Origin of the sequence: Paracoccus solventivorans (assembly GCF_900142875.1) — a bacterium.
GTDB classification, from domain to species: domain Bacteria; phylum Pseudomonadota; class Alphaproteobacteria; order Rhodobacterales; family Rhodobacteraceae; genus Paracoccus; species Paracoccus solventivorans.
On sequence record NZ_FRCK01000015.1, the window covers coordinates 19099 to 44119 of the forward strand.

General features: G+C 61.6%; 23 protein-coding genes. 20 read left to right on the plus strand and 3 right to left on the minus strand.

Features of this window, described 5'->3' with window-relative positions:
- The first annotated feature begins 7 nt into the window (after positions 1–7).
- From BUB57_RS15645 to BUB57_RS15660, 4 genes are read left to right on the plus strand one after another with little or no spacing between them, the layout of a single operon-like run.
- Entirely contained in the window at positions 8–862 is an 855-nt protein-coding gene (locus tag BUB57_RS15645; RefSeq protein ID WP_073068731.1) for an SDR family NAD(P)-dependent oxidoreductase, read from the plus strand.
- Positions 855–1658 (plus strand): enoyl-CoA hydratase-related protein, encoded by an 804-nt coding sequence (locus BUB57_RS15650; protein ID WP_073068733.1) that lies wholly within the window; start codon positions 855–857, stop codon positions 1656–1658. The genes BUB57_RS15645 and BUB57_RS15650 overlap by 8 nt, the downstream gene beginning before the upstream one ends.
- An 11-nt stretch (positions 1659–1669) precedes the next feature.
- Positions 1670–2152, plus strand: coding sequence for a PaaI family thioesterase (locus BUB57_RS15655; RefSeq protein ID WP_073068734.1), 483 nt, complete (start codon positions 1670–1672; stop codon positions 2150–2152).
- Positions 2149–2553, plus strand: a complete 405-nt coding sequence (locus BUB57_RS15660) for a PaaI family thioesterase (protein WP_234952118.1) — start codon at positions 2149–2151, stop codon at positions 2551–2553. Before BUB57_RS15655 ends, BUB57_RS15660 begins: the two co-directional genes overlap by 4 nt.
- A gap of 18 nt (positions 2554–2571) precedes the next feature.
- On the opposite strand, the gene BUB57_RS15665 is transcribed toward BUB57_RS15660, so the two are convergent.
- Complete coding sequence (locus BUB57_RS15665; RefSeq protein ID WP_234952119.1) at positions 2572–3915, minus strand: TetR/AcrR family transcriptional regulator; 1344 nt, start codon at positions 3913–3915, stop codon at positions 2572–2574.
- 103 nt (positions 3916–4018) lie between these two features.
- Between BUB57_RS15665 and BUB57_RS15670 the strand changes: the two genes are divergently transcribed.
- From BUB57_RS15670 to BUB57_RS15690, 5 genes are all read left to right on the plus strand, one after another.
- Positions 4019–4780, plus strand: a complete 762-nt coding sequence (locus tag BUB57_RS15670; RefSeq protein WP_073068781.1) for a glucose 1-dehydrogenase — start codon at positions 4019–4021, stop codon at positions 4778–4780.
- Positions 4781–4922: 142 nt separating this feature from the next.
- A complete protein-coding gene (locus BUB57_RS15675; protein ID WP_234952120.1) occupies positions 4923–6830 on the plus strand; it encodes an AMP-binding protein in 1908 nt (635 codons plus the stop codon).
- Positions 6827–7681 (plus strand): SDR family oxidoreductase, encoded by an 855-nt coding sequence (locus tag BUB57_RS15680; protein ID WP_073068759.1) that lies wholly within the window; start codon positions 6827–6829, stop codon positions 7679–7681. The genes BUB57_RS15675 and BUB57_RS15680 overlap by 4 nt, the downstream gene beginning before the upstream one ends.
- A complete protein-coding gene (locus BUB57_RS15685; protein ID WP_073068762.1) occupies positions 7665–8390 on the plus strand; it encodes a helix-turn-helix domain-containing protein in 726 nt (241 codons plus the stop codon). The genes BUB57_RS15680 and BUB57_RS15685 overlap by 17 nt, the downstream gene beginning before the upstream one ends.
- A gap of 21 nt (positions 8391–8411) precedes the next feature.
- Positions 8412–8867, plus strand: a complete 456-nt coding sequence (locus BUB57_RS15690; protein WP_047998035.1) for a PaaI family thioesterase — start codon at positions 8412–8414, stop codon at positions 8865–8867.
- A gap of 21 nt (positions 8868–8888) precedes the next feature.
- On the opposite strand, the gene BUB57_RS15695 is transcribed toward BUB57_RS15690, so the two are convergent.
- Positions 8889–10409, minus strand: coding sequence for a class I adenylate-forming enzyme family protein (locus BUB57_RS15695; RefSeq protein WP_073068763.1), 1521 nt, complete (start codon positions 10407–10409; stop codon positions 8889–8891).
- 22 nt (positions 10410–10431) lie between these two features.
- Entirely contained in the window at positions 10432–12465 is a 2034-nt protein-coding gene (locus BUB57_RS15700; protein WP_073068765.1) for an NADPH-dependent 2,4-dienoyl-CoA reductase, read from the minus strand.
- 94 nt (positions 12466–12559) lie between these two features.
- Between BUB57_RS15700 and BUB57_RS15705 the strand changes: the two genes are divergently transcribed.
- The 11 genes from BUB57_RS15705 to BUB57_RS15755 are packed head-to-tail and all read left to right on the plus strand — an operon-like array spanning position 12560 to position 24929.
- Positions 12560–13741 (plus strand): acyl-CoA dehydrogenase family protein, encoded by a 1182-nt coding sequence (locus tag BUB57_RS15705; RefSeq protein WP_047998036.1) that lies wholly within the window; start codon positions 12560–12562, stop codon positions 13739–13741.
- Positions 13738–14517, plus strand: coding sequence for an enoyl-CoA hydratase/isomerase family protein (locus tag BUB57_RS15710; protein WP_073068767.1), 780 nt, complete (start codon positions 13738–13740; stop codon positions 14515–14517). The genes BUB57_RS15705 and BUB57_RS15710 overlap by 4 nt, the downstream gene beginning before the upstream one ends.
- Positions 14456–15685 carry an acyl-CoA dehydrogenase family protein gene (locus BUB57_RS15715; protein WP_234952121.1) on the plus strand — a complete coding sequence of 410 codons (1230 nt, stop codon included), beginning with the start codon at positions 14456–14458 and terminating at the stop codon, positions 15683–15685. The genes BUB57_RS15710 and BUB57_RS15715 overlap by 62 nt, the downstream gene beginning before the upstream one ends.
- Before the next feature lie 26 nt (positions 15686–15711).
- Positions 15712–17103, plus strand: coding sequence for a phenylacetate--CoA ligase family protein (locus BUB57_RS15720; protein ID WP_073068783.1), 1392 nt, complete (start codon positions 15712–15714; stop codon positions 17101–17103).
- Positions 17100–18707, plus strand: coding sequence for an acyl-CoA carboxylase subunit beta (locus tag BUB57_RS15725; RefSeq protein WP_073068768.1), 1608 nt, complete (start codon positions 17100–17102; stop codon positions 18705–18707). The genes BUB57_RS15720 and BUB57_RS15725 overlap by 4 nt, the downstream gene beginning before the upstream one ends.
- A 10-nt stretch (positions 18708–18717) precedes the next feature.
- The gene (locus BUB57_RS15730) at positions 18718–20727 is read left to right on the plus strand and encodes an acetyl/propionyl/methylcrotonyl-CoA carboxylase subunit alpha (protein ID WP_073068770.1); all 2010 of its coding nucleotides are present in this window, start codon (positions 18718–18720) and stop codon (positions 20725–20727) included.
- A 1-nt stretch (position 20728) separates the two neighbouring features.
- The gene (locus tag BUB57_RS15735) at positions 20729–21688 is read left to right on the plus strand and encodes a hydroxymethylglutaryl-CoA lyase (protein ID WP_073068772.1); all 960 of its coding nucleotides are present in this window, start codon (positions 20729–20731) and stop codon (positions 21686–21688) included.
- A 12-nt stretch (positions 21689–21700) separates the two neighbouring features.
- Entirely contained in the window at positions 21701–22615 is a 915-nt protein-coding gene (locus BUB57_RS15740) for an SDR family NAD(P)-dependent oxidoreductase (protein WP_082135449.1), read from the plus strand.
- Positions 22615–23409, plus strand: coding sequence for a citryl-CoA lyase (locus tag BUB57_RS15745; RefSeq protein ID WP_073068773.1), 795 nt, complete (start codon positions 22615–22617; stop codon positions 23407–23409). The genes BUB57_RS15740 and BUB57_RS15745 overlap by 1 nt, the downstream gene beginning before the upstream one ends.
- A gap of 3 nt (positions 23410–23412) precedes the next feature.
- Complete coding sequence (locus BUB57_RS15750; protein ID WP_073068775.1) at positions 23413–24576, plus strand: acyl-CoA dehydrogenase family protein; 1164 nt, start codon at positions 23413–23415, stop codon at positions 24574–24576.
- Between the two features lie 11 nt (positions 24577–24587).
- Positions 24588–24929 (plus strand): HTD2 family dehydratase, encoded by a 342-nt coding sequence (locus tag BUB57_RS15755; RefSeq protein WP_200796473.1) that lies wholly within the window; start codon positions 24588–24590, stop codon positions 24927–24929.
- Positions 24930–25021: the final 92 nt, after the last annotated feature.

The following is a 25021-nucleotide window of genomic DNA, read 5'->3' on the forward strand; positions in this document are numbered from 1 at the left end:
GCAGAACATGAGCGAAGAAGAAGCACGGCGTTACGCGCCGGATCTCATGGCGGGCCAGGTGGCTCTGGTCACCGGATCCGGCTCGGGGATGGGCCGGGCCACGGCCCTGGAAATGGCTTCCTGCGGGGCCAGGCTGGCACTGTTCGCGCGCCGCGAAGAGCCGCTGCAGGAGACCGCCGAGATGATCCGCGCGGCGGGTGGCGAGGCCCTTGTCGTGCCCGGCGACACCCGTGACGCGAATAGTATCGAAATAGCGATGGAGCGCATCAAGGACCATTACGGGCGGCTTGATGTTCTGGTGAACAACGCGGGCGGCCAGTATATAGCTGCCGCGCGCGACATCACCAACAAGGGCTTCGAGGCCGTGATCCGCAACAACCTGATCGGATCGTGGCAGATGACACGCGCCGTGGCCGATCATTTCATGTACGAGAACGGCGGCTCCATCGTCTTTGTCACCGCCATTTCAGCGCGCACCGCGCTCACCGGTTTCACCCATACCGTCGCCGCCCGCGCGGGCGTGACGGGCATGATGAAAACGTTGGCCGCCGAATGGGGCGAATACGGGATCCGGCTGAACTGCGTCGCGCCGGGAACGATCAAGACAGAGGCGCTTGGCCGCTATCCTATTCCGCCGGAACGCTGGAAGGAGCTTAACCGCTCGGTCCTGAACCGGATGGGCGCGGCGGAGGACATCGCCGGGACGATCATTTTCCTCGCATCCAGATTGGGGAATTTCATGACCGGCGAAGACATCTATGTAGACGGCGGGGAAACCTTGCACATGGGTCACGATGCCCGTGACATGATAAACCCTGATATGTTCGAGAAACGCGCACGAGGAGATGGAAGAAATGAGTAACCCTCCCGTCCTTCTGAATATCTCCGATAGGATCGCCACGGTTACGTTGAACGATCCAGAACGTCGTAATCCGATCACCGGCAACGAGATGATCGCGTCCCTTCTTGAGATATTCGCGAAAGTTCAGGCGGACCCGCAAGTTAGCGTCATGATCCTGACCGGCGCGGATCCGGCCTTTTGCGCCGGCGGCGACATCAAGGAAATGAATGACCCCGACAGTATCTTTCGCAAGGAACCGCTTGCGGCAGCGCAGAGCTATGTCGATGGGGTGCAGCGGTTGCCTTTGGCGCTGTACAACCTCGATGTTCCGACCATAGCAGCGGTCAACGGCGCGGCGGTCGGCGCGGGATGCGACCTGACGATGATGTGCGATATGCGCGTCGCCTCGGACAAGGCGCGGTTCGGCGAAGTCTTTTTGAACCTCGGAATCATCCCGGGCGATGCGGGCAGCTGGTTCATGCTGCGCCGTCTGGGCCATCAGAAAGCTGCCGATCTGACCTTCTCGGGCCGCATGATCGATGCCGCCGAGGCCCTGGAAATGGGAATGGTGCTGGAGGTCGTGCCGCATGACCAGTTGATGGACCGCGCCCTCGATCGCGCCGCCGTCATCGCATCGAAGCCGCCGCGCGCGGTGCGGATCGCAAAGCGTCTGATGCGCAATGCCGAACGAATGGATCTACCAGATTTCCTGAATTCCGCGGCGGCCTATCAGGCGCTCATGCATCAGACTGAAGACCACCACGAGGCGGTTGCTGCCTATATCGAAAAAAGAAAACCGAGCTTCACGGGTCGCTAAAGGAAGATCGCATGTCCGGTATAGCTCAGAAAAAAATCGAGCAGATCGCCCAGATGTGGAATGAGCGCGGCAACGGTTTGATTACCCATATGGCGCTCGAGATTGAGGAGGTTTCGACCCAAGGCGTGCAAGTTCGAATGCCGTTCAACCCCGAGTTCTGCGTGGATAGGGAACAAACACTACTTCATGGTGGTATCCTGACCGCTCTTCTGGACAGTGTGTTCGGTCTTGCGAACTTTGTGGCCATCGAGGGTGTCAGCACGATGGCAACGCTTGACCTCAGGGTTGATTACCTGCGGCCTGCTCGATCGCGCGCGGACGTTATCGTTCGCGCGCATTGTTTTCGAAAAACCCGCCATATTGCCTTCGATTCGTGCAGTATCTGGTTTGATGGCCATGAGAATGCGGAAATTGCACGTGGAGTCGCATCATTCGCATTGACCCGTGGAGACTCCAGCCTGTTTGACGCGTTGGAAAAAGGAGATCCATCGTGATCAACTTGCAAGCCGTCAATGCAAATGTATCCCGCGTGCCGTTCTTCCGTTTTCTCAACTTTGAGGTTCAGAGCGTGGACAGCTGCCACGCCGAAACCGAGATGACCTTTGTAGAACGCCACATCGGAAACCCAGTCATGGACTACTACCATGGCGGGATCATCGCGAGCCTCATGGAAGCGACCGCCGCTATCGCAGTTCATCCCGATTTCGCGGACGTTCCGGCAAAGCCGATCAATCTGACCGTCGATTACCTCCGACCTGGCGTGAAGGGATCGCTTTATGCCCGTGCTAATGTTACCCGCAAGGGCAAGCGGATGGCGAGCGTCAGCGTTACCACATGGCAGACGGACCGGGAAAAGACGGTTGCGGAAGGGCTGTACCACTTCCTTCTGGTTTGATCGCAATGGCTGCGCTCATCAGGCTCGCGCGACGTTCTCCCTGTCGCAGATCCCTTCAAGAAGCAGCGTGATGAGCATGCCAGAGAACTCAGACAATGAAAGATACCCCGAGCTTCCCTCCTTGTTGGGATCAAACCATTCCACCGTCCAGTTCAAGGCGCCCAACATCACCTGGCGCAGAGGGACAATCTTGATGTCAGATCTTATGGCATCGGCCTCTTGCGCTTCGCGAAGAACCCTGTCCCAGAGATGCCCATACTCATGACGAATACCCCTGTGTCTCTTCCTTAAATGATTGGGCAGCATCCCATAGCTTCTGATGTTCGCAGACGTGAATTCGCTTGCCTCGAAGAGAAAATGTAAATGCGTCCAAATCGCAGTTGCGATCCTAGCATGATGGTCGATTGGCGCATAAAATTCTTGGACTGCTGCGGTGACCCCAGATAGCAAATCGCTCAAGCCGGCGTTCAGAACCTCGTCCACTATCGCGTCTTTGGATTTGAAATGGTAATAGACGCTGCCCGCCTTCATATCCGCTTCATCCGCGATCTGTCTTAGCGTGGTCGCCTTGTACCCTTTGTCTCTAAGAACGCGCGCCGCGGCCCTCAGGATTTCGGCGCGGGTTTTTGCGGCCTTGCCGATGGTGTCTTGCTCTTCAACAGAAGCGGCTACGTCGCCCGCCTTCTGGCCGTCTACGTCAGCCCGGTGACTGGGACACATACCGTCAAGTATCAGTTTGCTCATACGTTCTGCGAGGATATGAACCGGATACTGATCCACTTTATACCATTCGACGGTCCAGTTCATGGCGCTCAATATGAACTGCCGGATCGCCGTAACGGAAATGTCGTTTCTCAAGGTGCCATAGTCTTTGGCATCCTGCAGAAAGCTGCTCCATACCCCGGCATAGGAGGCACGCAACTCACGGTGTGGGGCGCGCGCTTCATCCGACAGCATCGGATAGTTCCGGATATTGGCGGAAGTGAAGTCGCTGTCGGTCAGAAGATAGGTCAGGTGGGTTTCGATAAGCAAAGCGAAGGTCTTGCGAAATTCTTCGGGGCGCTGCTTCGTCGCGCGGACGATTTCGCAGACCTTCTCGTAAAGCTGCCGCACACCAAGTTCGAGAACCTCGCTCAAAATCTGGTCCTTGGATTGGAAATGATAGTAGATGCTTCCGGCTTCTATCCCTGATCCATGGGCAATGTCGCGCATCGTCGTCGCGTAAAAGCCATCGTGCCGAAAAAGTCGGGCAGCCGTAGCGAGGACGTCCCCCCGCGTCCTTTCGGACTTGCTCAGGTCATCTTCGATTTTATCGACCACATCGAGTCCTCGCATCATCCGCGATCGATACTTGTCGCCCATAAGGATGTCCATTGCAATAAATCTGACAGGTGTTAGAATGTATGAAAGGACGCCTCGAATCAAGTTCTTTGCGAAGGTGTTAGCGGCAGAGGAGGACATCCATATGCGAGGATTAAATGGAAAACGTGTCATCGTGACGGGTGGCGGCAGCGGAATCGGGCGCGCGGTGTGCGAACGTTTCGGCGAAGAAGGTGCCGAGGTTGCGATCTTCGATATGAATGAAGGCGGCGCGCAGGAAACGGCCCGTCTGATCCAGAGCGGCGGAGGAAAAGCCCAAGCTTACAAGGTGGACATCACCGACCGGGCTGAGGTGGACAAGGCTGTGGCCGCGTTCGAGGCTGGTGGTCCGATCGACGTGCTGGTGAACAACGCCGGCTGGGATGTGATAAAACCGTTCCTCGACAGCGATGCGGATCTGTGGAAAAAGGTCATCGACATCAACCTTTATGGTCCGCTGAACATGCACCACGCGGTGTTGCCCGGCATGGTCAATAACGGCGGGGGCCGCGTGGTCAACATCGCCTCCGACGCCGGCCGTGTCGGGTCTTCGGGCGAAGCCGTTTATTCGGCTTGCAAGGGCGGCATCATCTCGTTCACCAAAACCGTGGCGCGGGAACTGGCGCGCAAGGGCATTCAGTTGAACGCTGTCGCCCCCGGCCCGACCGATACGCCGCTGTTTGCTCAGGTTGCCGAGGGCGAGGCCGGTCAAAAGATCGCCGAGGGTCTCAAGCGGGCGATTCCGATGAAGCGTCTGGCGCAGCCGACGGATTATCCTGGCATCATCTGCTTCCTGTCGTCCGACGACGCCGGTTTCATCACCGGCCAGGTGATCTCGGTTTCCGGCGGCTTGTCGATGCACGGTTGACCGTGGGCGGGAGTGCCTGTCACAAGGTATTGCCGTCACGCCGTGTCCAGGGTTACCTCCCCGACTGGCCGCGCCAAATGCGCGGCCCTTTTTCCTTGTAGAAAGGTGGCGGATGTTTCAGCCAGACACTGACATTCAGCGATTGAGCACGCTGACCGCTTTTCTGAAAGACTGCGGCATTGACAGTTACGAGGATCTTGTCCGCCGCGCCATTGAGGAGCCGGATTGGTTCTGGGGCCGGATCATTGACCATGCCGGTATACGGTTCGGCAAGCCGCACACGGTGCTGCGGGATATTTCCGATGGGCCTGAATCGATCAGATGGGCCGTCGGAGCCACTCTGAATCTGACAGAAACCTGTCTCGACGCACGAATTCACGAAGGTCTTGGCGAAGAAACTGCGATCGACTGGGTCGGCGAAGACGGAAGCCGCCGCCGATGGACCTATTCCGAACTTGTCGCCGAAGCCGCCCGCGTCGCCTCGGCCCTTGACGCGCGCGGGGTGCAGCCTGGTCAGGCGGTGGGCATCTACATGCCGATGATCCCCGAAATCGAGGCTGCGCTGCTGGGTATTGCCCGGCTGGGCGCGGTCGCGGTGCCGCTGTTTTCCGGCTTTGCGCCTCATGCGATCATATCGCGCCTGAAGGATGCGGGTGCCGTGGCGGTGCTGACGGCGGATGCCTCACCCAGACGCGGCAAGCCGGTCTGGATGGAGGCGGTGCTGGCCGAAGCCCTGACCGAGGTGCCTTCCGTTCATACCGTGTTCAGCCTGCGGCGGTTCGGCGGCGCGGTGGCCGATCCGGCCCGCGATCTCGACTGGACCGAAGCTTTGGGCGCCGCCGACCCGGATTTCGCAGCGGTTGCCGTCAAGGCCGAGGACCCTTTCCTCATCGCCTATACCTCGGGCACGACAGGCCGGCCCAAGGGCGTTGTGCATACCCATCTCGGGGTGCAGGCCAAGGCAACGGCGGATATCCTGCTGTGCCTCGACATGAAACGCGATGACCGCCACCTGTGGATGACCGACATGGGCTGGGTGATGGGGCCGCTCACCCTGCTATCGGTGCTGCTGTCCGGCGCCACGCTGGTGCTGGCCGAGGGCGCGCCCTCTATCCCCGGCGATCCCTTCAGGCTGTTGCGCATTGCGTCCGAGATGCAGGTGACCCACATCGGCGTTGCCCCCACGCTGGTGCGGCAATTCATGACGCAAAGCCCCGAGCCACTTTTGGCCTATGACTTGGCACGCCTGCGCATCGTCGCCTCGACCGGCGAGCCCTGGACGGAAGAGGCCTGGCTCTGGCAACTCGACCATATCTGCCGACGCCGCGCTGTGCCGCTGAACATTTCCGGTGGAACCGAACTGTTCGGCGCGATCCTGACCTCAACTGTGCTGCACGAAATCAAGCAGGGCGGTTTTTCGGCCCAGGCCCTGGGTGTGGGCGCGCGCGTACTGCGCGAGGATGGCCACGAGGCCGCGCCGGGCGAGGTGGGCGAACTGGTCGTGACCCAGCCGCCTCTGGGGCTGACCCCGGCGATCTGGGACGACCGCGAGCGGTATCTCGAAACCTACTGGTCCACCTATCCCGGCATCTGGCGGCACGGCGACTGGGTGCGCCGCGACCCTGACGGCACCTGGTATATCCTCGGCCGCTCGGACGACACGCTGAACATCGCCGGTAAACGCATCGGCCCGCCCGAGATCGAGGCGGCGCTGACCGGGACCGGCGAGGTGGTGGACGCCGCCGCCATCGCCGCGCCCGACGATATCAAGGGGGTGGCCGTGGTCTGTATCTGCGTCGCGGCGCCGGGGGTGTCGCCCAATGCGACGCTTGTCGAACGGCTCAAGGACCGGGTGGGCGAGGTCGTGTCGAAACCCTTCCGCCCGCGCGAGATCCATTTCGTCGAGGCATTGCCCAAGACCCGCACCATGAAGACGATGCGCCGGATCGTGCGCGCGGCCTTCCTTGGCGAGAATCCGGGCGATCTGTCGTCGATCAGCAACCCGAAAACGATCCAGCCCATTGCAGACCTGCGAAAGGATAAGACATGATCACCGTTTTCGGAGCCACCGGCACCACCGGCGCCCCCCTTGTCGACACGCTTCTGACCAAGGGCGCGACCGTGCGCGCTGTCACCAGCAACCCCGCAAGTCTGGACGCTCTGAAGGCCAAGGGATGCGAGGCCGTCGTCGCGAGTTTCACCGATCCCGCCGCGCTGGCGCGGGCCTGTAACGGGGCAGAAAAGATATACCTGGTCACGCCTGCCCATCTGGACATGCGCCAGTGGAAGGCGAACGTGATCGAGGCCGCCAAGGCCTCGGGCGTGCGCCATGTCGTTCTGGCCACCGGGCTGGGTGCGTCGCCCAAGGCGGGGCTGACTTTTGGAAAGTGGCACTCCGAAACCCAGGAGCTGCTGAAGCAGGGCGGGCTTGACTGGACGTTCGTCCAGCCGACCTATTTCATGCAGAACCTGTTCTGGCAGACCAGCAACATTGCCAAGAACGGGGTGTACCACGATGATCTGGGTGGCCCTGTAGCCTGGATCGACGCCCGCGACATCGCGGATGTCGCCGCCGAGACACTGACCGCCCCGGGATTTGAGGGCAAGTGTCTTGGGCTGACCGGCCCCGAAGCGCTAACCGGCGATGACATCGCGGCCCTTTTGTCCGAAGTGACAGGGCGAAATGTCACCTGTGCCCCCCTGTCGGCCGAGGATGCGAAAGCGGCCATGGTGGCTGGCGGGATGCAGGATGAGGTCGCCGGAGCCATGGTCGAACTGGCCTCCATAGCGCCTAAGGGCTACCTTGCCGGCATCGAGACAACGGTCAGCGACGTGTTGGGCCGCCCGGCCCGTCGATTTACCGACTTCATCGCTGAGAACCGGGATGCGTTCGTCCAGTGACCTGGCGGCGGCGCCGCTTTATCTTGAAATGGCGCCGCCCCTGAACGCAGCGTCCCAGATCAACCATCTTTTTGTGTTCCGCGATATGGGTGTACTGAGCGGACGTGGAAGCGGGCGGTTCGCGACCGACCTCTTTACCCTTTCGATAACGTGCGACGACAGCGGCGGGGCGCGCGGATCGATGGCACCACCGCGCCCGGGTTTCACGCCCCGCCTAATGCCATTCCATGGTGTCGTGGCCGGGCTACGGCTGTCGTCAAGACCGGAGCGTTTGCCCGAGGCCGAGGAAATGAAACCGTTGGCTTCAGCTCTGGCGCGCGTTCAGCAGAGCGACGAGGCGCTGCCGTTGTTGGTCACTATGCTCGACGAACTTGCAAAGTGTCTGCGTTTTGCCGCGTCACCCGGGCTGTGCAGTGCCCGGACGGAACGACGTAAGGTCCGAGAGGAAACCAGCGTGTCACGACGGCGACTCGCTGCCTCACGGCGCTTTCGGAGGTTGCTTGGACAACTCGCGACGCAGACCGTGTCCCTGACAGATCTGGCGCTGGATGCCGGATATTACGATCAACCTCATATGTCCGCCGCCTGCCGTGCCTTTGCAGGAAAACCACCCCGCGCACTTCGCTTACAGGCGGCACAGTGCGGTTTTGGCCGTTCGCTACAAGATGCGCGCCTCAAGGATCGGCTAATCTTGGTCATCAATGAATGAAATTCAGGAGGGCAGCACGCCATGACGCCATTCGAACCGAAAAATCCTGCCTATGACGCACGCGTACGCGACAGTTTCAATCGACAGAATGTGATGCGCACGCTTGGGATCAGGATTGCCGATCTTACCCCCGGACATATCGTCCTAGAGATGGCCCACAGTGCTGATTTCACCCAACAGCATGGGTTTCTGCATGCCGGAGTCGTTTCGACCGCGCTCGACAGTGCGTGCGGCTATGCCGGTTTTTCGCTGATGCCCGCCGATGCCGCGGTGTTGACGGTGGAATTCAAGATCAACCTGCTCAACCCGGCGGACGGCGAACGGTTTCGCTTCGTTGCCGACGTGGTGAAACCGGGAAGGAACCTGACCATCTGCGAGGCACGCGCCTATGCCACCAAGGGAGGACAGGAAAAGCTGGTCGCGACGATGACCGCGACGCTGATGGCGCTGGTGGGGCGGACGGGCGTGGCGGGGTGAGGGCCGGGCACCGGGCGAGGGTCAGACCTTCAACCGGGCTTCGAGGGCATGCCGCTGGACCTTTCCGCTGGTCGATCTGGGGAAATCGTCGAATGCGATGAAAAGCAGCTCGCGCGGGCGTTTGTAGCCTGCCAGACTTTCGCGGCACAAATTCATCAGTGCATCCGCATCCGGTCGGTCATTGCCGCAGGCGACAAAGGCCACCGGGGCTTCGCCCCATTTCGCGTCGAACGCCCGCACCACCGCCGCTTCGACAACAGACGGATGCGCCAGAAGCACGCGCTCGATTTCCGCCGGATAGACGTTCTCGCCGCCGGTCTTGATCAGGTATTTCACCCTGTCCACAAAGTCGATCGTGCCATCGGGATTGCGCCGGAACAGATCGCCCATGTGGAAGAACCCGTTGCGAAAGTCTCGGGCATTGGTGGCGTTGGCGTTCCAGTAGCCAGAGAACAGCGTCGGGCCGCGCATCGCCATTTCACCGGGCGTTCCGTCGGGAACGTCGCGGTCTTCAGGGTCAACCAGCCGGACCTCGCAGAATGCGCTGATCCGTTTGGACAGTTTTTCGGGTATGACACCGGGCGCGATCAGACCCGCGGTGCCAGGCGGCAAGCCGGTTTCGGTCGCCCCGAAGGAATTCAGGAAGGGCGTATCCAGAAGGCTGGTCAACTCCGCGATCTGATGTGGAGGCACCAGATCAGCCATCGCGCCGCAGACCTTGATCCCTTTCACCGGCAGCGGGTTGGCGCGCCGCTCGGCGATGAAGGCATCCAACGCGCCCGGCATCATCACGAACCAGCCGATACTGTGGCGTGACAGCGCCTCATTGATGACGGCAGGTTGCAACCCGTCCACCATCACCACCGTGCCGCCGCGCAAGATCGTCGCCAGCGCATGATCGGTGGACGCCATGTGAAACATGGGCGCCCAGGCGATGAAGCCCTCGCCGGGATCGAGCGCCAGTTGCGCCGCGAGGACCATGGATCTAGCGATATGGGCGCGGTGGCTGATCAGCGCCCCCTTGGGTCGGCCTGTCGTCCCCGATGTGTAAAGGATCGTCAGCCCGGCCTCGGGATCCTCCACCAGGGTTCCGGTGCGCGGATCTGGTTTGGCCCCAGCGATGGCCGCGTCCAGATCCGGCCCGATCTCCATGCATCGGGTAGCGGAGACCGCATGATACGCGCCGCGCAGGCCGGGTTCGACCAGCGCCAGAACCGGCTCGACCAGGTCGATGCAATGCCGCAGTTCATTCGGCGCAAGCCGCCAGTTCAGGCAGGCGACGATTGCGCCGATCCCCGCAGCGGCCAGTTCGGTTTCAAGATATTCCGCCCGGTTGTGGGACAGGATCGCGATCCTGTCTCCGGGCGTGACGCCTCTCGCCAGAAAGACGGCGGCCAGACGATCAACCCGCTCCAGCAACTCGGCGTAGGTCTGCCGTTTGCGACCGTCCTCGACGGCAAGAACCCTGGCACTGTCCTGCGCGCGGCTTCGAAAGATCGAATACAGATCGGTGCGTCCTGCGCGAAAAACCTCTGGCTGCATCGCATCCTCCCCTCATGCCAATTCAAAGACCCTGCGCCAAACGCACCCCTTCATCAATGGCGCGCAGCGCGTCAAGCTCCGCCGCCTCTTTTGCCCCGCCGATCATCGTGACGGTGACTCCGCGCCCGGCGAGGGCCTCGGCCAGCGCCCGCTCTGGCTCCTGCCCGGTGCACAGCACGATTGTATCGGCGGCGATGACCTTTGGCTTTCCGTCCATGAGGATATGCAGCCCCGCGTCGTCGATACGGTCATAGACCACGCCGCCCATGGCCTCGACCCCGTGTTTGCGCAGCGCGTTGCGCAGGATCCAGCCCGTGGAGACGCCAAGCCCTGCCCCCGGTTTCGAGGTTTTTCGCTGAAGCATGACCACCTTGCGACGCGAAGGTTTCGGTGCCAGCGGATCGCCCGCAAGACCGCCCGACGCGGCGAATGTCGGGTCTACGCCCCATGTCTCGCAGAATGCGTTGGTGCTGTGGACCTCTGCCGATCCGGTCACGAGGAATTCGGCCACGTCATGGCCGATGCCGCCTGCCCCCATCACCACGACGTTGTCACCCGCAGCACGTTCGCCGGACAGGATCTCGGCATAGGTGGCAACGCTCGGATGGTCCACGCCCGGCAGATCGGGAATGCGCGGCGTGACCCCTGTGGCGATCACTACATGGTCGAAACCGGTCAGATCATCCAGACCGGCCCGCTGCCCCAGGCGCAGCGTGACGCCGTGTTTGTGCATCTGGCCGGAATAATAGCGCAGGGTTTCGTCGAACTCGTCCTTGCCCGGCGCCGCACGCGCCAGGTTCAATTGACCGCCCAGCCTGTCATGGGCTTCGAACAAGGTGACGACATGGCCCAGCCGTGCCGCCTCGGCCGCCGTGGCCATGCCCGCGGCGCCGCCGCCGACAACCGCCACCTTCCGGGGTGAATCTGTCGGCGTGTCCCGGAATTCGGTTTCGCGGCCTGCCCGAGGGTTGACCAGACAGCTCACCGGCCGGTCGGAAAAGATAAAATCCAGACAGGCTTGGTTGCAGGCGATGCAGGTGTTGATCTCGTCCGCGCGGCCCTCGCGCACCTTCTTGACGAAATGCGGGTCGGCCAGAAAGGGCCGGGCCATCGAGATCATGTCTGCCTCGCCAGAGGCAAGGATGTCCTCGGCCATTGCGGGCGTGTTGATCCGGTTCGAGGCGACCACAGGAATGGACACTGCGGCCTTCACATTGGCCGCCGCCTGCCGCCAGGCACCTCGCGGAACCGGATAAGCAATCGTCGGCACGCGCGCTTCGTGCCAACCGATGCCGGTGTTCAGAATATCCGCCCCCGCCGCCTCGATCTTGCGCGCCAGTGCCGCAATTTCATCGGCAGGCGCGCCGCCCTCGACCAGATCAGCCGCCGAAATTCGGTAGATGACAAGGAAATCCGGCCCGCATTGGTCTCGCACGGCGCGCACGATCTCGACCGGAAAGCGATGTCGGTTCTCGGCGCTGCCGCCCCAGTCGTCTTCACGCGTGTTGGTATGCGTGACAGTGAATTCGTTGATGAGGTATCCTTCGGAACCCATGATCTCGACGCCATCGAACCCCGCGGCCTGGGCGTTGGCTGCGGCTTTGGCGAAATCTGCAATGGTGCGGCGAATATCGGCGTCGGTCATCTCACGCGGGATGAAACGGTTGATCGGCGCGCGAATCGGTGATGGCGCCACGCAGCCCTCGATTTTTGCGTAGCGTCCGGCATGAAGCAACTGCGCGCAGAACAGGCTGCCTTCGGCTTGGACCGCCTCGCAGATCGGACGCAGGTGCATGGCCTCGTCCGGGTCATCGATTCGCGGACCTTCCGGATCGAACAGCCCCTCGGCATTGGGAGAAAACCCTCCGGTGACCAGAATCGCCGCCTCCCCCCGGGCCCGTTCAGCGTAGAACGCGATCTGTTTGGAAATGCCATCGGGCTCGGTTTCCAGCCGTGTGTGCATCGACCCCATGATGATCCGGTTTCGCACCATGTGTGTGCCTGCGCGGATGGGCGAAAGCAGGTTTCCGAAGCTTTCCCTTTGCGTGTTTCCCATTGTGAACATCCTCCTCAAATCTTTGCTTGACCTATATTCTAACATTCGTTAGGTTTTTGGGAAGAGTATATTTCGGTCACGGGGAGGAGCGCCGATGCAATTCCAGCCAACAGAGGATCAAAAGGCGTTTCGCGAAACCGCCAAGCGATTCGCCACTGAAAAACTGGCGCCCAGCTATCAGGAGCGCGCAAGCGGCCACACGTTTGACCGAGCGCTGATCCGCGACATGGGCGCGCTTGGACTAATTGGTGCCGATCTGCCGGAGGAATTCGGCGGACTTGGCGAAAGTTCGGTTACTTCCGGGCTGATCGTCGAGGAAATCGCCTATGCCGATTTCAACGCAAGCTATGTTCAGCTCCTCGGCTCTCTCATGGGGGGGATGGTGGCCAAGCATGCTTCCCAGGAGATCGCTTCGGAATGGGTGCCCAAGGTAGTCTCGGGGGAGGCCGTCATTGGCTTGGGCCTGACCGAACCGCGCGGCGGTTCGGACGCGGCGAACCTGATCCTCAAGGCCACGAAGTCCGGCAACGGCTGGCGGCTGAACGGCGAGAAGACCTCGATGAGCTTTGCATCCCAAGCCGATGCGGCGGTAGTCTTTGCGCGTACCGGCGATCCGGACGGAGGCTCACGCGGGGTCAGCGCGTTTTTTGTCGATCTGAACCAGGAGGGCATCAAGCGTACCCATTTCGACGACATCGGCACCAAGCCGGTCGGACGCGGATCAGTGTTTTTCGACGATGTGTTTGTGCCGGCCGAAAGCATGATGGCCGAACAGGACCGCGCTTTCGGCACGATCATGGCGGGGTTCGACTATTCCCGCGCGCTGATAGGACTGGAATGCCTGGGCGCGGCACAGGCATCGGTGGACGAAACCTGGGCCTATGTCCGGGAACGCGAGGCGTTCGGCGCCCCCATCGTGCAATATCAGGGCGTCAGCTTCCCGCTGGCAGAGGCCGAGACGCAACTTACCATGATGCGGCAGCTTTGTTATTACACGCTGGATCTGCGCGACCGCGGCCTGCCCCATACCTCCGAGGCGGCGATGTGCAAGTGGTATCTGCCCAAGACCGCCTGCGAGATCATTCACCAGTGTCTGATCCTGCACGGGCATTACGGATACACCACCGACCTGCCCCATCATCAGCGTTACAACGACGTGCTCGGTCTGCAGATTGGCGACGGCACCGCGCAGATCCAGAAGCTGGTGATTGCCCGCGAGAAGGTCGGGCGGCTGGCGCTGCAGTATGACAAGAAGGCGAAGGGAGTAGCGAAATGAGCGCTCCCGTCGCCGTAACCATCGAAGGTAGCGTCGGCATCATCGAGCTGGCTCGACCAGAGAAGTTCAATTGCTTGTCGCTCAAGGTGCATGAATGCATTTCGAACGCGCGCGCCAGGTTCGAGGCCGAACGGAATGTTCGGTCGATCCTGATCCGGGCACAGGGCAAACATTTTTGCACCGGAGCCGATCTGACTGAGGTGAAGGGCAAACTGAACGATCCCGCCGCGCTGGACCATTTCGTCGCCTTTGGCATGAACAACCTGCGCGCACTCGAATCCTCCTCCCTCCCTGTCGTAGTGGCAGTGCAGGGCTTGTGTTTGGCCGGCGGGGTCGAACTAATGCTAGCATGTGACGTGTGTTTCGGAGCCGAGACGGCGCAGTTCGGCGATCAACATGCGCAATTTGGTCTGATACCCGGCTGGGGCGGTTCGCAGCGTCTGACGCGGCTGATGGGACAACGCCGGGCGCTTGACTTGATGTTTTCGGCTCGCTGGCTGAAGGCCGAGGAGGCCAAAGAGGCGGGTTTGGTCAATTACATCGTGCCGGATGCGGATCTGCACAAGTCCGCGCTGGAATACTGCCAAAAGATCGCGACCCGGTCGCGTCCCGGTATCGCCGAGATGAAGCGGCTGGCACGGGAAGGTGCGGACTTGGGCATCGACCAGCAAATGCGGCTGGAGCGTGACGCCGCCGTGCGCGCGTTGCCCAGTGATGACGTGGCCGAGGGGCTCGACGCATTCGAGAACCGGCGCGCCCCCGAATTCAAGACTTGAGGAAAACATGGAATTCACTTTGAACGACGAACAACGCCAGATCTACGAATACGGCGGTCAGTTGGCGCAAGAATTCGACAACGATTATTGGCTGCGGCATGCCCGGAAACATGAATTTCCCAGGGACATGTTCCAAAAGATTGCCGATGACGGCTTTCTGGGCATCATGGTTCCCGAAGAATACGGCGGTGCCGGGCTTGGCATGACCGAGATGGCCCTGTTCATGGAAGGCACGGCCAATCACGGCATTCCGCTGCTGATGATGGTGGTCGGCCCGACCATGTCGCTGGCCCATATCGCCAGCCACGGCACCGAGTTCCACAAGAAAGAGCTGCTTCCAGCCGCCTGCCGGGGCGAAATCCAGTTCTGTTTCGCGATCACCGAACCGGGGGCCGGGTCGAACACGATGAAGTCCACCACGCTGGCCAAGCGCCGGGGCAACCGGTTCAGCCTGACGGGGGAAAAGACCTTCATCACCGGGGCCGATGTGTCCGACTATTGCCTGGTTGTGGCGCGGACCAAGCCGCACACCGAGGTCAGCCGCAAGACCGACGGGTTCACCCTTTTTGCCGTGGACCTGAAAAAGAAGGGCGTCGCGCAACAACGGGTGAAGATCTCGATCCCCTTGCCCGAAGAACAGTGGACCCTGTTTTTCGACGAGGTGGATCTGGGTCCCGAGGACGTGGTCGGCGAAGTGGACGAAGGGTTTTCCATCCTGTTCGACAGCCTCAACCCCGAGCGCATCATCCTGGCCGCACTATGCTGCGGCATCGGCCGCTTCGCCCTGAACAAAGGTGTGGCCTATGCGTCCGAACGCAATGTCTTCGGTCAACCCATCGGGGCGCACCAGGGTGTGCAGCACCCGATGGCCAAGGCCTACACCGCCATTGAAATGGCCAGCCTGATGACCCGTCGCGCCGCGTGGGAGTTCGACAACAAGCTGCCCGCGGGGGCCTCGTCGAACATGGCCAAATACTTCGCCGCCGAAGCCGGGATCGAAGCGGTGGACGCCGCACTGCAGGCGCATGGCGGATCGGGTTTCACCGAGGATACCGGACTCTACGAGATGTATCCGCTGGTGCGCCTGTTGCGTACGGCACCCGTGAACCGCGAGCTGTGCCTGAGCTTCATCGGCGAAAAGGTCATGGGTCTGCCGCGGTCCTATTGATCGCCCGGCCGGGAATGGAGGATAATATGCAATTTAGAATGCGCTTCCGGCGGGAGGATGCCGCCGACAAGGTAAACGATCACTTCTGGCACCCAGTCGAGGGCACGCCGCTCGAGGAGGTGCGCCGCATTCAGGAAGAGCGGCTGCGCGATCAAATGGCCTATCTCAAGGTGAACTCGACCTTCTATCAGGAGAAGTTCGCCGAGGCCGGTGTGGAATTCGGCGATATCCGCACCATCGAAGATCTGCAAAAGCTGCCCTACACATACAAGACCGAGATTCGCGAAAGCCTCGCGGCAGAGCCGCCCTTCGGCAAGCACCGCGCCGCGCCGATGGCCGACATCATCCAGATGCAGGCCTCGTCGGGGACAACCGGCAGCCCCGCATATGTGGCCCTGACCGAATCCGACGCCGAGATGTGGCACGAGATGACGGCGCGCTGTTTCTTTGCCAACGGCGTGCGGCCCGGCGACATGGTGCTGCATGCGTTTTCGCTGGCCAAGGGCTTTGTCGGCGGCATCCCGGTGATGCAGGGACTGCAATACATGGGTGCGATCGACGTGCCGGTGGGGGCGGATGGCGGCGCGGAAAGGCTGCTGCGCGCTTGTGCGGACACGCGCCCGCGCTGTATCGTCGGCGCACCTAACTTCGTTCTGCAACTGGCTGAAAAGGCTCCGGAAGTGCTTGGCTGCAAGGCCAGCGAGCTGGGCGTCGAGCGGGTGGTCGTGGGCGGCGAACCGGGCGGCGGCATCCCGGCGATCCGCGCCAAGATCGAAGCGGCCTGGGGTGCCAAATGCACCGAGATGCTGGGGGGCACCGATCTGGGCGTGACCTATTGGGCCGAATGCGACGCGCAATCGGGCATGCATATGGTCAACATGGACTACATCATCACCGAACTGCTCAATCCCGAAAGTGGCGAGATCATTCCTTGGAAAAAAGGCGCCGAGGGCGAGATGATCTATACCGCGATCGGCCGGCGGGCAAGCCCGCTGGTGCGGTTCCGGTCGGGCGATTATATTGAGGTCATCGACACCGAGTGCTCCTGCGGCCGCACCGGCCCCAAGATCCGTTGCACCGGTCGGACCGACGACATGCTGATTGTGCGCGGGGCCAATGTGTTTCCTTCGGCGATCAACAGCGTGATCACAGAAATGGTGCCCGAAACCAATGGTGTCATGCGGATCGTGGCAGATTTCGAAGGCCACACTACTCAGGGCGCGCTGAAAGTGATCGTCGAACGCGGTCCCGGTCGCGATCCATCTGATGACAACGCCCTCAAGAATAAGATTGAGCAGCGCTTGCGCGATGCCCTCGTTTTCAGGGCCGACATTCGCCTGGTCGCGCCGGATACGTTTGAAAAACCCGGCGCAGCTAAGGTCGCCTTTGTCCTCAGAAAGTACCCGGACCTGCCATGACGAAAATGAAATCCCTTCTCGACACCGGGTCCGACGACTTCCGGAAAAACGATGCGCTTTACCGGGAAAAGGTCGGCGAACTGCATGCGCTTCGGCTGCTACAACGCGTCGGCGGCCCGGAAAATGCGCGGGAACGGCATGTCAGCAAAGGCAAGATCTTGCCGCGCGAACGGGTCGAGCGGCTGATCGATCCGGGAACGCCCTTTCTTGAAATCGGAGAACTCGCCGGGCTGAACAAATATGAAGGCGTGCCACCCGGTGCAGGGATCATCACCGGCATCGGCGTGATCGAGGGACGTCAGTGCATGATAATCGCCAATGACGCTACCGTGAAGGGCGGCACCTATTTCGGCATGACCTGCCGCAAACACGTCCGGGCGCAGAAAATCGCCTGGAAAAACCGTCTTCCGGTGATCACCCTGGTCGATTCCGGCGGGGCGTTTCTGCCGGAGCAGGCGAGTATCTTTCCCGATGAGGGGCAGTTCGGCTCAATCTTCCATCAACAGATCGGCATGTCGGGCGATGGCGTACCGCAGATCGCCGTGGTCATGGGGCCCTGCACCGCGGGCGGCGCCTATATCCCGGCGCTTTGCGACGAGGTGGTGATCGTGCGCGGTCAGGGCTTCATGTATCTGGGCGGGCCAGAATTGACCTTTGCTGCGACCGGCGAAAAGGTCGATGCCGAAACGCTGGGCGGCGGTAAGATGCATTCGTCCGTTTCCGGCGTGACAGACCATCTTGCCGAGGATGACGCGCACGCGCTGGCCATCACCCGCGAAATCGTCAGCCACCTGGGCGAAAAACCGCAGCCGCGCAAGACGCCGACGTCGCCGCGCCCCCCTGCCTATCCGGTCGAGGAGATCTATGGCGTCGTCAGCCGAGACCCAAGGGTGCCGACCGACAACCGCGAGATTGTTGCGCGCCTTGTCGATGACAGCGATTTTCACGAGTTCAAGCCGCTTTTCGGCGACACCCTCATGACCGGCTGGGGCCGAATCCATGGCCACGAGGTCGGCATCCTGGCCAACACCGGCGTGCTCTTTGTCGAGGCCGCGCTGAAGGCTACGCATTTCATCAATCTCTGCGTCCAGCGCGATATCCCGCTGCTGTTCCTCGCGGATGTGAACGGCTTCATGGTAGGCCGCGACGTCGAGCAGATGGGCATTGCCAAGGCGGGCGCCAAGATGATCACCGCCATGTCTTCGGCGCGGGTGCCGAAGTTCACCATCATCACCGGCGGCTCTTACGGGGCGGGTTACCTGGCCATGCTTGGCCGCCCGTTCCAGCCGGACGCGATGTTCGCCTGGCCCACGGGCCGGTCCGCGATCATGGGGCCGGAACAGGCCGCCAGCGTGCTAGCGCAGGTGCGCGCCCAGATCAACGAACGCGAAGGCAAGAAATGGACACCCGAGGAGGAGGAAACCTTCAAGGCACCAATCCGCAAGGAATACGAGGATTTCCAGGGGGCCTACAATTTCGCCTCCAACCTCTGGATCGACAGCGTGATCGAGCCTGCCGAGACCCGGGACGTCATGGCGCTGATGCTGGACATCGCTTCGCGCAGGCCCAAGGTCGAAACGCATTTCGGCGTGTTCAGGATGTGAGGCGCAAACCATGAAAATCAAAACGCTTCTTATCGCCAATCGCGGCGAAATCGCCTGCCGAATCGCACGCACCGCGCGGGCCAGCGGCATCACCCCTGTTGGCGTGCATTCGCAGGCCGACGCCAACGCCCTTCACGTCCGTGAGATCGGCAAATCTGTCTGCATCGGTGCCGGTCCCGCATCCGAGAGCTATCTGAAGATCGACGCAGTCATCGCCGCCGCCAGATCCGTCGGCGCCGATGCGATCCATCCCGGTTACGGCTTTCTGGCAGAGAACGCAGATTTCGCCCGCGCGGTCGAAGCCGCAGGCATGATCTTCATGGGGCCGACACCGGACACGCTGGAACGCTTCGGCGACAAGGCCAGCGCCAAGGATGCGGCGGTTGCTGCCGGCATTCCGGTTGTCTCGGGCGCCCAGGGCGCGCGCTCCAACCCGCAGGAAATCGCACAGGAAGTGCGCAAGATGGGCCTACCGGTGCTGCTCAAGGCGGTCGGCGGCGGCGGCGGGCGCGGGCAGCGGCTCGTGACGGTTGAAGCCACGCTTGTGGAGGACATCGAGGGCGCGCTGCGCGAAGCAAAGTCCACCTTTGGCTCCGAGGGCCTTCTGCTGGAACGCTTCCTGCCCGAGGCACGCCATGTCGAGGTGCAGATCGCGGGCGACGGCAAGGGCCATGTGCTGCACCTGTTCGAGCGCGACTGCACGCTTCAGCGCCGCCACCAGAAGGTCATCGAAGAGGCCCCGGCTTGGGGCTTGCCTCGCGCGCTTCTTGACGAGATCGCGCATGACGCGGTGCGCCTGGGCGAAACGCTCAATTATCGCGGCCTGGGCACGGTCGAATTTCTGGTCGCGGGGGACGAGTATTTCTTTCTGGAGGTGAACCCGCGCATCCAGGTGGAACACCCCGTCACAGAGGCGATCACCGGGCTGGACCTGGTCGCGTTGCACCTGCGCATTGCCGAGGGCGCGGGCTTGGGGCTTGTTCAGGAGGATCTGCGGATCAACGGCCACGCCGTCGAGGCGCGGCTTTATGCCGAAGACCCGGCCATGCAATTCGCCCCCTCGACGGGCACGCTGACCACGCTCAGCCTGCCCGGCGGCCTGCGGATCGACAGCGGTGTCGAAGAAGGCGACGCGGTGACGCCCTATTACGACCCGATGATCGCTAAGCTGATCGTTCACGCGCCCGACCGGGAAACCGCCTTGGCGCGGCTGGCGACGGCGCTGGACCATATCGCGGTGGAGGGCGTGGAAACTAACCGTGCCTTTCTGACGGCGCTAGCGCGAAACCCCGAATTCGGGCAGATGCAGGTTCATACGCGCTGGATCGACGGCCAGCTTGACGCGCTGACACAGCCGCCCCCCCTTACCCGCCCCGAGCGGTGGAAGGCGGCAGCCGCGATTCTGTTCGTGGCAACGTCGCGCCGCGATGCGGACGTGGATCCCTGGAGCAACCGCGATACCTTCACCGGCTGGCGGCTTGGCCTGGGTGGAGATGCGGTTGAGGCGGGACAGCGCGTGACGCTCACCGATTCCGCCGGTGCATCGGAGGAATTGCGCGTCGGCCCTGTCAAACCGGGTGACAAATACACCGTTATTTTGGAAAACGGCGATGCTACCATGTTGACCGCGCGTGAAATCACGCCGGGTCGATGGCGCCTGAGCGAGGGCGATACCGTCCTTTTGATCGACGCGCGGCTCCACGCCGGGGTGATTGAGATGGACACGCCCGAAGGTCGGCTGATCTTTCGCCCGGCCACGCCGCTGGCCTTTGCCGGCGGCGATGCGGCAGCGGATCGCGCCGTGGTCTCGCCGCTAACCGGCATGATCGTCGAGATCAAGGTGACCGACGGTCAACCCGTCGCCGCAGGCGACGTGATCGCGGTCATGGAATCAATGAAACTTGAAATCTCGATCCGCGCTGCCGCAGCCGGTACCGCCAGCAAGATATCCGTCTCGAATGGTGACATGGTCAATCGCGGCCAGGTCATCGCCGAGATACTGCCATCCGAGGAGCAATGAGATGAGCGACTTTCCCAAATTCGTCGAATTTCGTGAGGAAGGCCCGCGCGAGGGCTTTCAGATCGAAAAGAAGATCTATCCGATCGAACAGCGGATCGAACTGATCGATATGCTCAGCGACACCGGTCTGAAGCGCATTCAGGTCGGCAGCTTTGTCAGCCCGAAATACGTGCCGCAGATGGCGGACACCGGGGAGTTGTTCCAGCGTATCAAGCGCAAGCCGGGCGTGAATTACACGTCACTATGGCTGAACGACAAAGGGTTTCGCAAGGCCCTGACGGCGCATGAGGTCGATATCGACCCGCGCCTGCTGTTATATCCTTCCGAGGCGTTTGCCCAATCGAACAACAATTGTTCCTCCGCGGAAATGCGGGAAAAACAACGCGACTGGGTTCGTCTTTACAAGGAAGAGGGATATACGATCGACGCGGCCTATGTGATGACGGCCTTCGGCTGCAACCTCGAAGGCCCCATCCCGCAAGAGCGCATCTTGGACGATTTCCGCTTCGTTCTTCAGCTGTGCGAAGAAGAGGACATCCCCGTACCGATCCTTGTGATCGCCGATACAATGGGCTGGGGCAACCCCGAGGCTCTCAAACGAATGATCGGCGCGCTGCGGGAACTGGCACCCAGTGCCCGCATCGGGATGCATATTCATGACACGCGCGGGCTTGGCATCGCCAATCTCCATGCCGCCCTGTCGATGGGCGTGGACATGTTCGAAAGTTCGGTCGCCGGTCTTGGCGGCTGTCCTTTCGCGGGCCACGGCCACGCCCGCGCCGCAGGAAATGTCTGCACTGAGGATGCGGTGTTCCTGTGCCACGAGCTTGGCATCGAAACCGGCATTGATCTGGACAAGCTGATCGCAGCGGCGGTCAAGGCGGAAGAGATCATCGGCGTGCCTCTCATGGGCCGGGTCATGCATACCGGCGGGCTCGACAAGTACCGCAAGGCAAACTGAGGAGGGATGAAGATGGCGAAGGCGCTTGACGGAAAAGTGGTTCTGGTCACCGGCGCGGGTGGCGGTATCGGCCGCGATATCGCGCTGATGGCGGCGTCCGAAGGGGCGGCGGTGGTAGTCAATGATCTGGGGGCGTCCCTGAAAGGCACCGGCCAGACCGAAAGCGCCGCTCAGGCCGTCGTCGCAGAGATCAAAGCCGCCGGAGGTGATGCGATCGCCGATGGCGGTTCGGTCACCGACCCCGAGGCCGCGCGTGCGATGATCGAGGCCGGTGTCAAGGAATTCGGTCGCATTGACGCGGTGGTCAACAACGCAGGCATCCTGCGCGACGGGTTTTTCCACAAGATGACATACGAGGATTTCGATGCGGTGGTGAAGGTCCATCTTTATGGTGCCTTCAATACCAGCCGCGCTGCCGCCGATTATTTCCGCGAACAGGAAGGCGGCGCTCTGGTTCACATGACCTCGACCTCGGGTCTGATCGGCAATCTGGCGCAGGCCAATTATGCGTCTGCCAAATTGGGCATCGCCGCCTTGTCGAAATCGATTGCGCTCGACCTGAAGCGGTGGAACGTGCGGTCGAACTGCATCGCGCCCTTCGCCTGGAGCCGGATGATCTCGTCTATCAAGACAGACACCCCGGAACAGGTGGCGCGGGTCGAGAAAATCAAGCAGATGACCCCTGCAAAAGTTGCGCCGATGGCCTGTTTCCTGATGAGCGACCGCGCGGCTGACGTGTCCGGACAAGTCTTTGCGGTTCGCAAGAACGAGATCTTCCTGTTCAACCAGCCCCGCCCGGTGCGGTCGGTTCATTCCGGCGAGGGCTGGACAGCGGACGAAATCGCCGAGCGCGCCATGCCCACGCTCAGATCGCAGTTCACACCGCTCGAAGTGTCGGCGGACGTCTTTTCGTGGGATCCGGTCTGATGGGAAAACGTAAGGAAAAGATTAGCTCGAACATCGCCTGGAGCACGCCGGAAAAGATCTGCGTGCGGGGCCTTGATCTGCCGAACGAGATCCTGGGCCACATGAACCTGGGCGATCTCGCCTTTCTGCAACTGACGGGCCGCAAGGCCACGCCAGAGGAAAGCCGGGTCTTCAACGCCATCATCATCACCCTGGTAGAACATGGCATCACGCCCTCGGCGCTGGCCGCGCGCATGACATATATGGGCGCACCGGAATCGCTTCAGGCGGCGGTGGCGGCGGGACTGTGCGGGCTGGGCACGGTCTTTGTTGGCTCGATGGAGGGCGCCTCAAAAATGCTCTACGAGGCGCTGCCGCAGGACAGGCGCGGCACCGGCGCCGACCTGGATGCCATAGCGCTGGAAACGGTTGAGAAGTTCCACGCCCGCAAGGCCATCGTGCCGGGGCTGGGCCACCCGGTTCACAAGCCGGTCGATCCGCGCACACCGCGCCTGTTCCAGATCGCAGCCGAGAACGGCAGATCCGGTCAATACATCGAGTTGATCCAGAAAATTCAGGGCGTGGCCGAGGCGAAATCGGGCAAGATGCTGCCGATCAACGCTACCGGTGCCATAGGCGCGATCTGCTGCGAATTCGGCTTTCCGTGGAAGATCGTGCGCGGCTTTGGCGTGATGGCGCGGGCCATCGGGCTGGTCGGCCATATCCTTGAGGAAAGCGAAAACCCAATTTCTTATGAGCTGTGGCAGCGTGCCGAGCAGGAAATCCTTGAAACCTCGGGACCGGGAGCGAAATAAGCGATGCAGACATCAGCCCCCGACACCCATGGCGACCTGCGCGATGCCCTGCGCGCGCTTTGTGCACAGTTCCCGCCGCAATATCATCGAAAGTTCGGCGAGAACGAAACCTACCCCGAGGAATTTGTCGATGCGCTGACCCGCGAGGGCTGGCTCGCCGCGATGATCCCCGAGGAATACGGCGGATCGGGCCTGGGTCTGACCGAAGCCTCGATCATCATGGAAGAGGTGAACCGCTGCGGCGGCAACGCGGGCCACTGCCATGGGCAGATGTATAACATGGGCACGCTTCTGCGGCACGGCTCGGACGAGCAGAAGCAGAAATACCTGCCCGCCATCGCCAGCGGCGCGCTCCGCCTGCAGTCCATGGCCGTGACCGAGCCGACGACCGGGACCGACACCACCAAGCTCAAGACTACAGCGGTCAGGAAGGGCGACCGCTATGTGATCAACGGCCAGAAGGTCTGGATCAGCCGCATTCAACATTCGGACCTGATGATCCTGCTGGCCCGCACCACACCGTTGAAAGATGTCAAGAAGAAGTCCCAGGGCCTGTCGATCTTCATGGTTGATCTGAAAGAGGCCATTGGCAATGGCATGGAGGTGCGCCCCATCGCCAACATGCCGGGCCACGAAACCAATGAAGTGTTCTTCGACAACCTGGAGATTCCCGCCGAGAACCTGATCGGAACCGAAGGCCGCGGATTTTACCACATTCTTGACGGGCTCAACGCCGAGCGCACGCTGATCGCCGGGGAATGTATCGGGGACGGATACTGGTTTGTGGACAAGGCCCGCGCCTATGCCGGCGAGCGTATTGTCTTCGATCGCCCGATCGGTCAGAATCAGGGCGTGCAGTTTCCTATCGCCAAGGCCTATGTGAACGTCGAGGCCGCCAACCTGATGCGCTTCGAGGCCGCAAGACGCTTTGACGCCGGGCAGGATTGCGGGGCACAGGCGAACATGGCAAAACTACTGGCCGCCGATGCCAGCTGGGAAGCGGCAAATGCCTGCATCCAGACTCATGGCGGCTTCGGCTTTGCGCGCGAATACGATGTCGAGCGCAAGTTCCGCGAGGCCCGACTGTATCAGGTGGCCCCGATCTCGACCAACCTCATCCTGTCCTATGTCGGCGAGCATATCCTGGGTATGCCGCGGTCGTTCTGAGGCCAGGGACCATGAATGAGATCGACCTTGACGCGCTGGCACCCTGGCTAGGACGCACTGAAACCAAAGAAGACGTCCTGACGCACGGTCTGATCGACAAATTCCGTGCCACGTTCGGTCCGCATCTTTGGGGCGGAGCAGGTGATGTCCCGCTGGGGGTTCATTGGTGTATTGCCCTTGATACCGTGCCAGCTGCCGCCCTGTCAGACGATGGCCATGCCGCAAGGGGTGGATTTCTGCCCCCTGTCCCGCTGCCCGCCCGCATGTGGGCCGGCGGCGATGTTACACATTTCACGCCGCTGACGATCGGCGAAGCCGTCACCCGCCGCTCGGTGATCGGGGATAGACTCTGATGATGTGACCGCCCCCCGACGGCATCTGATGTGCCAAGGTGGGTCTGCAACGATCCACAAAGGGGAGCGGTCATGTCGGAGATTATCACGGT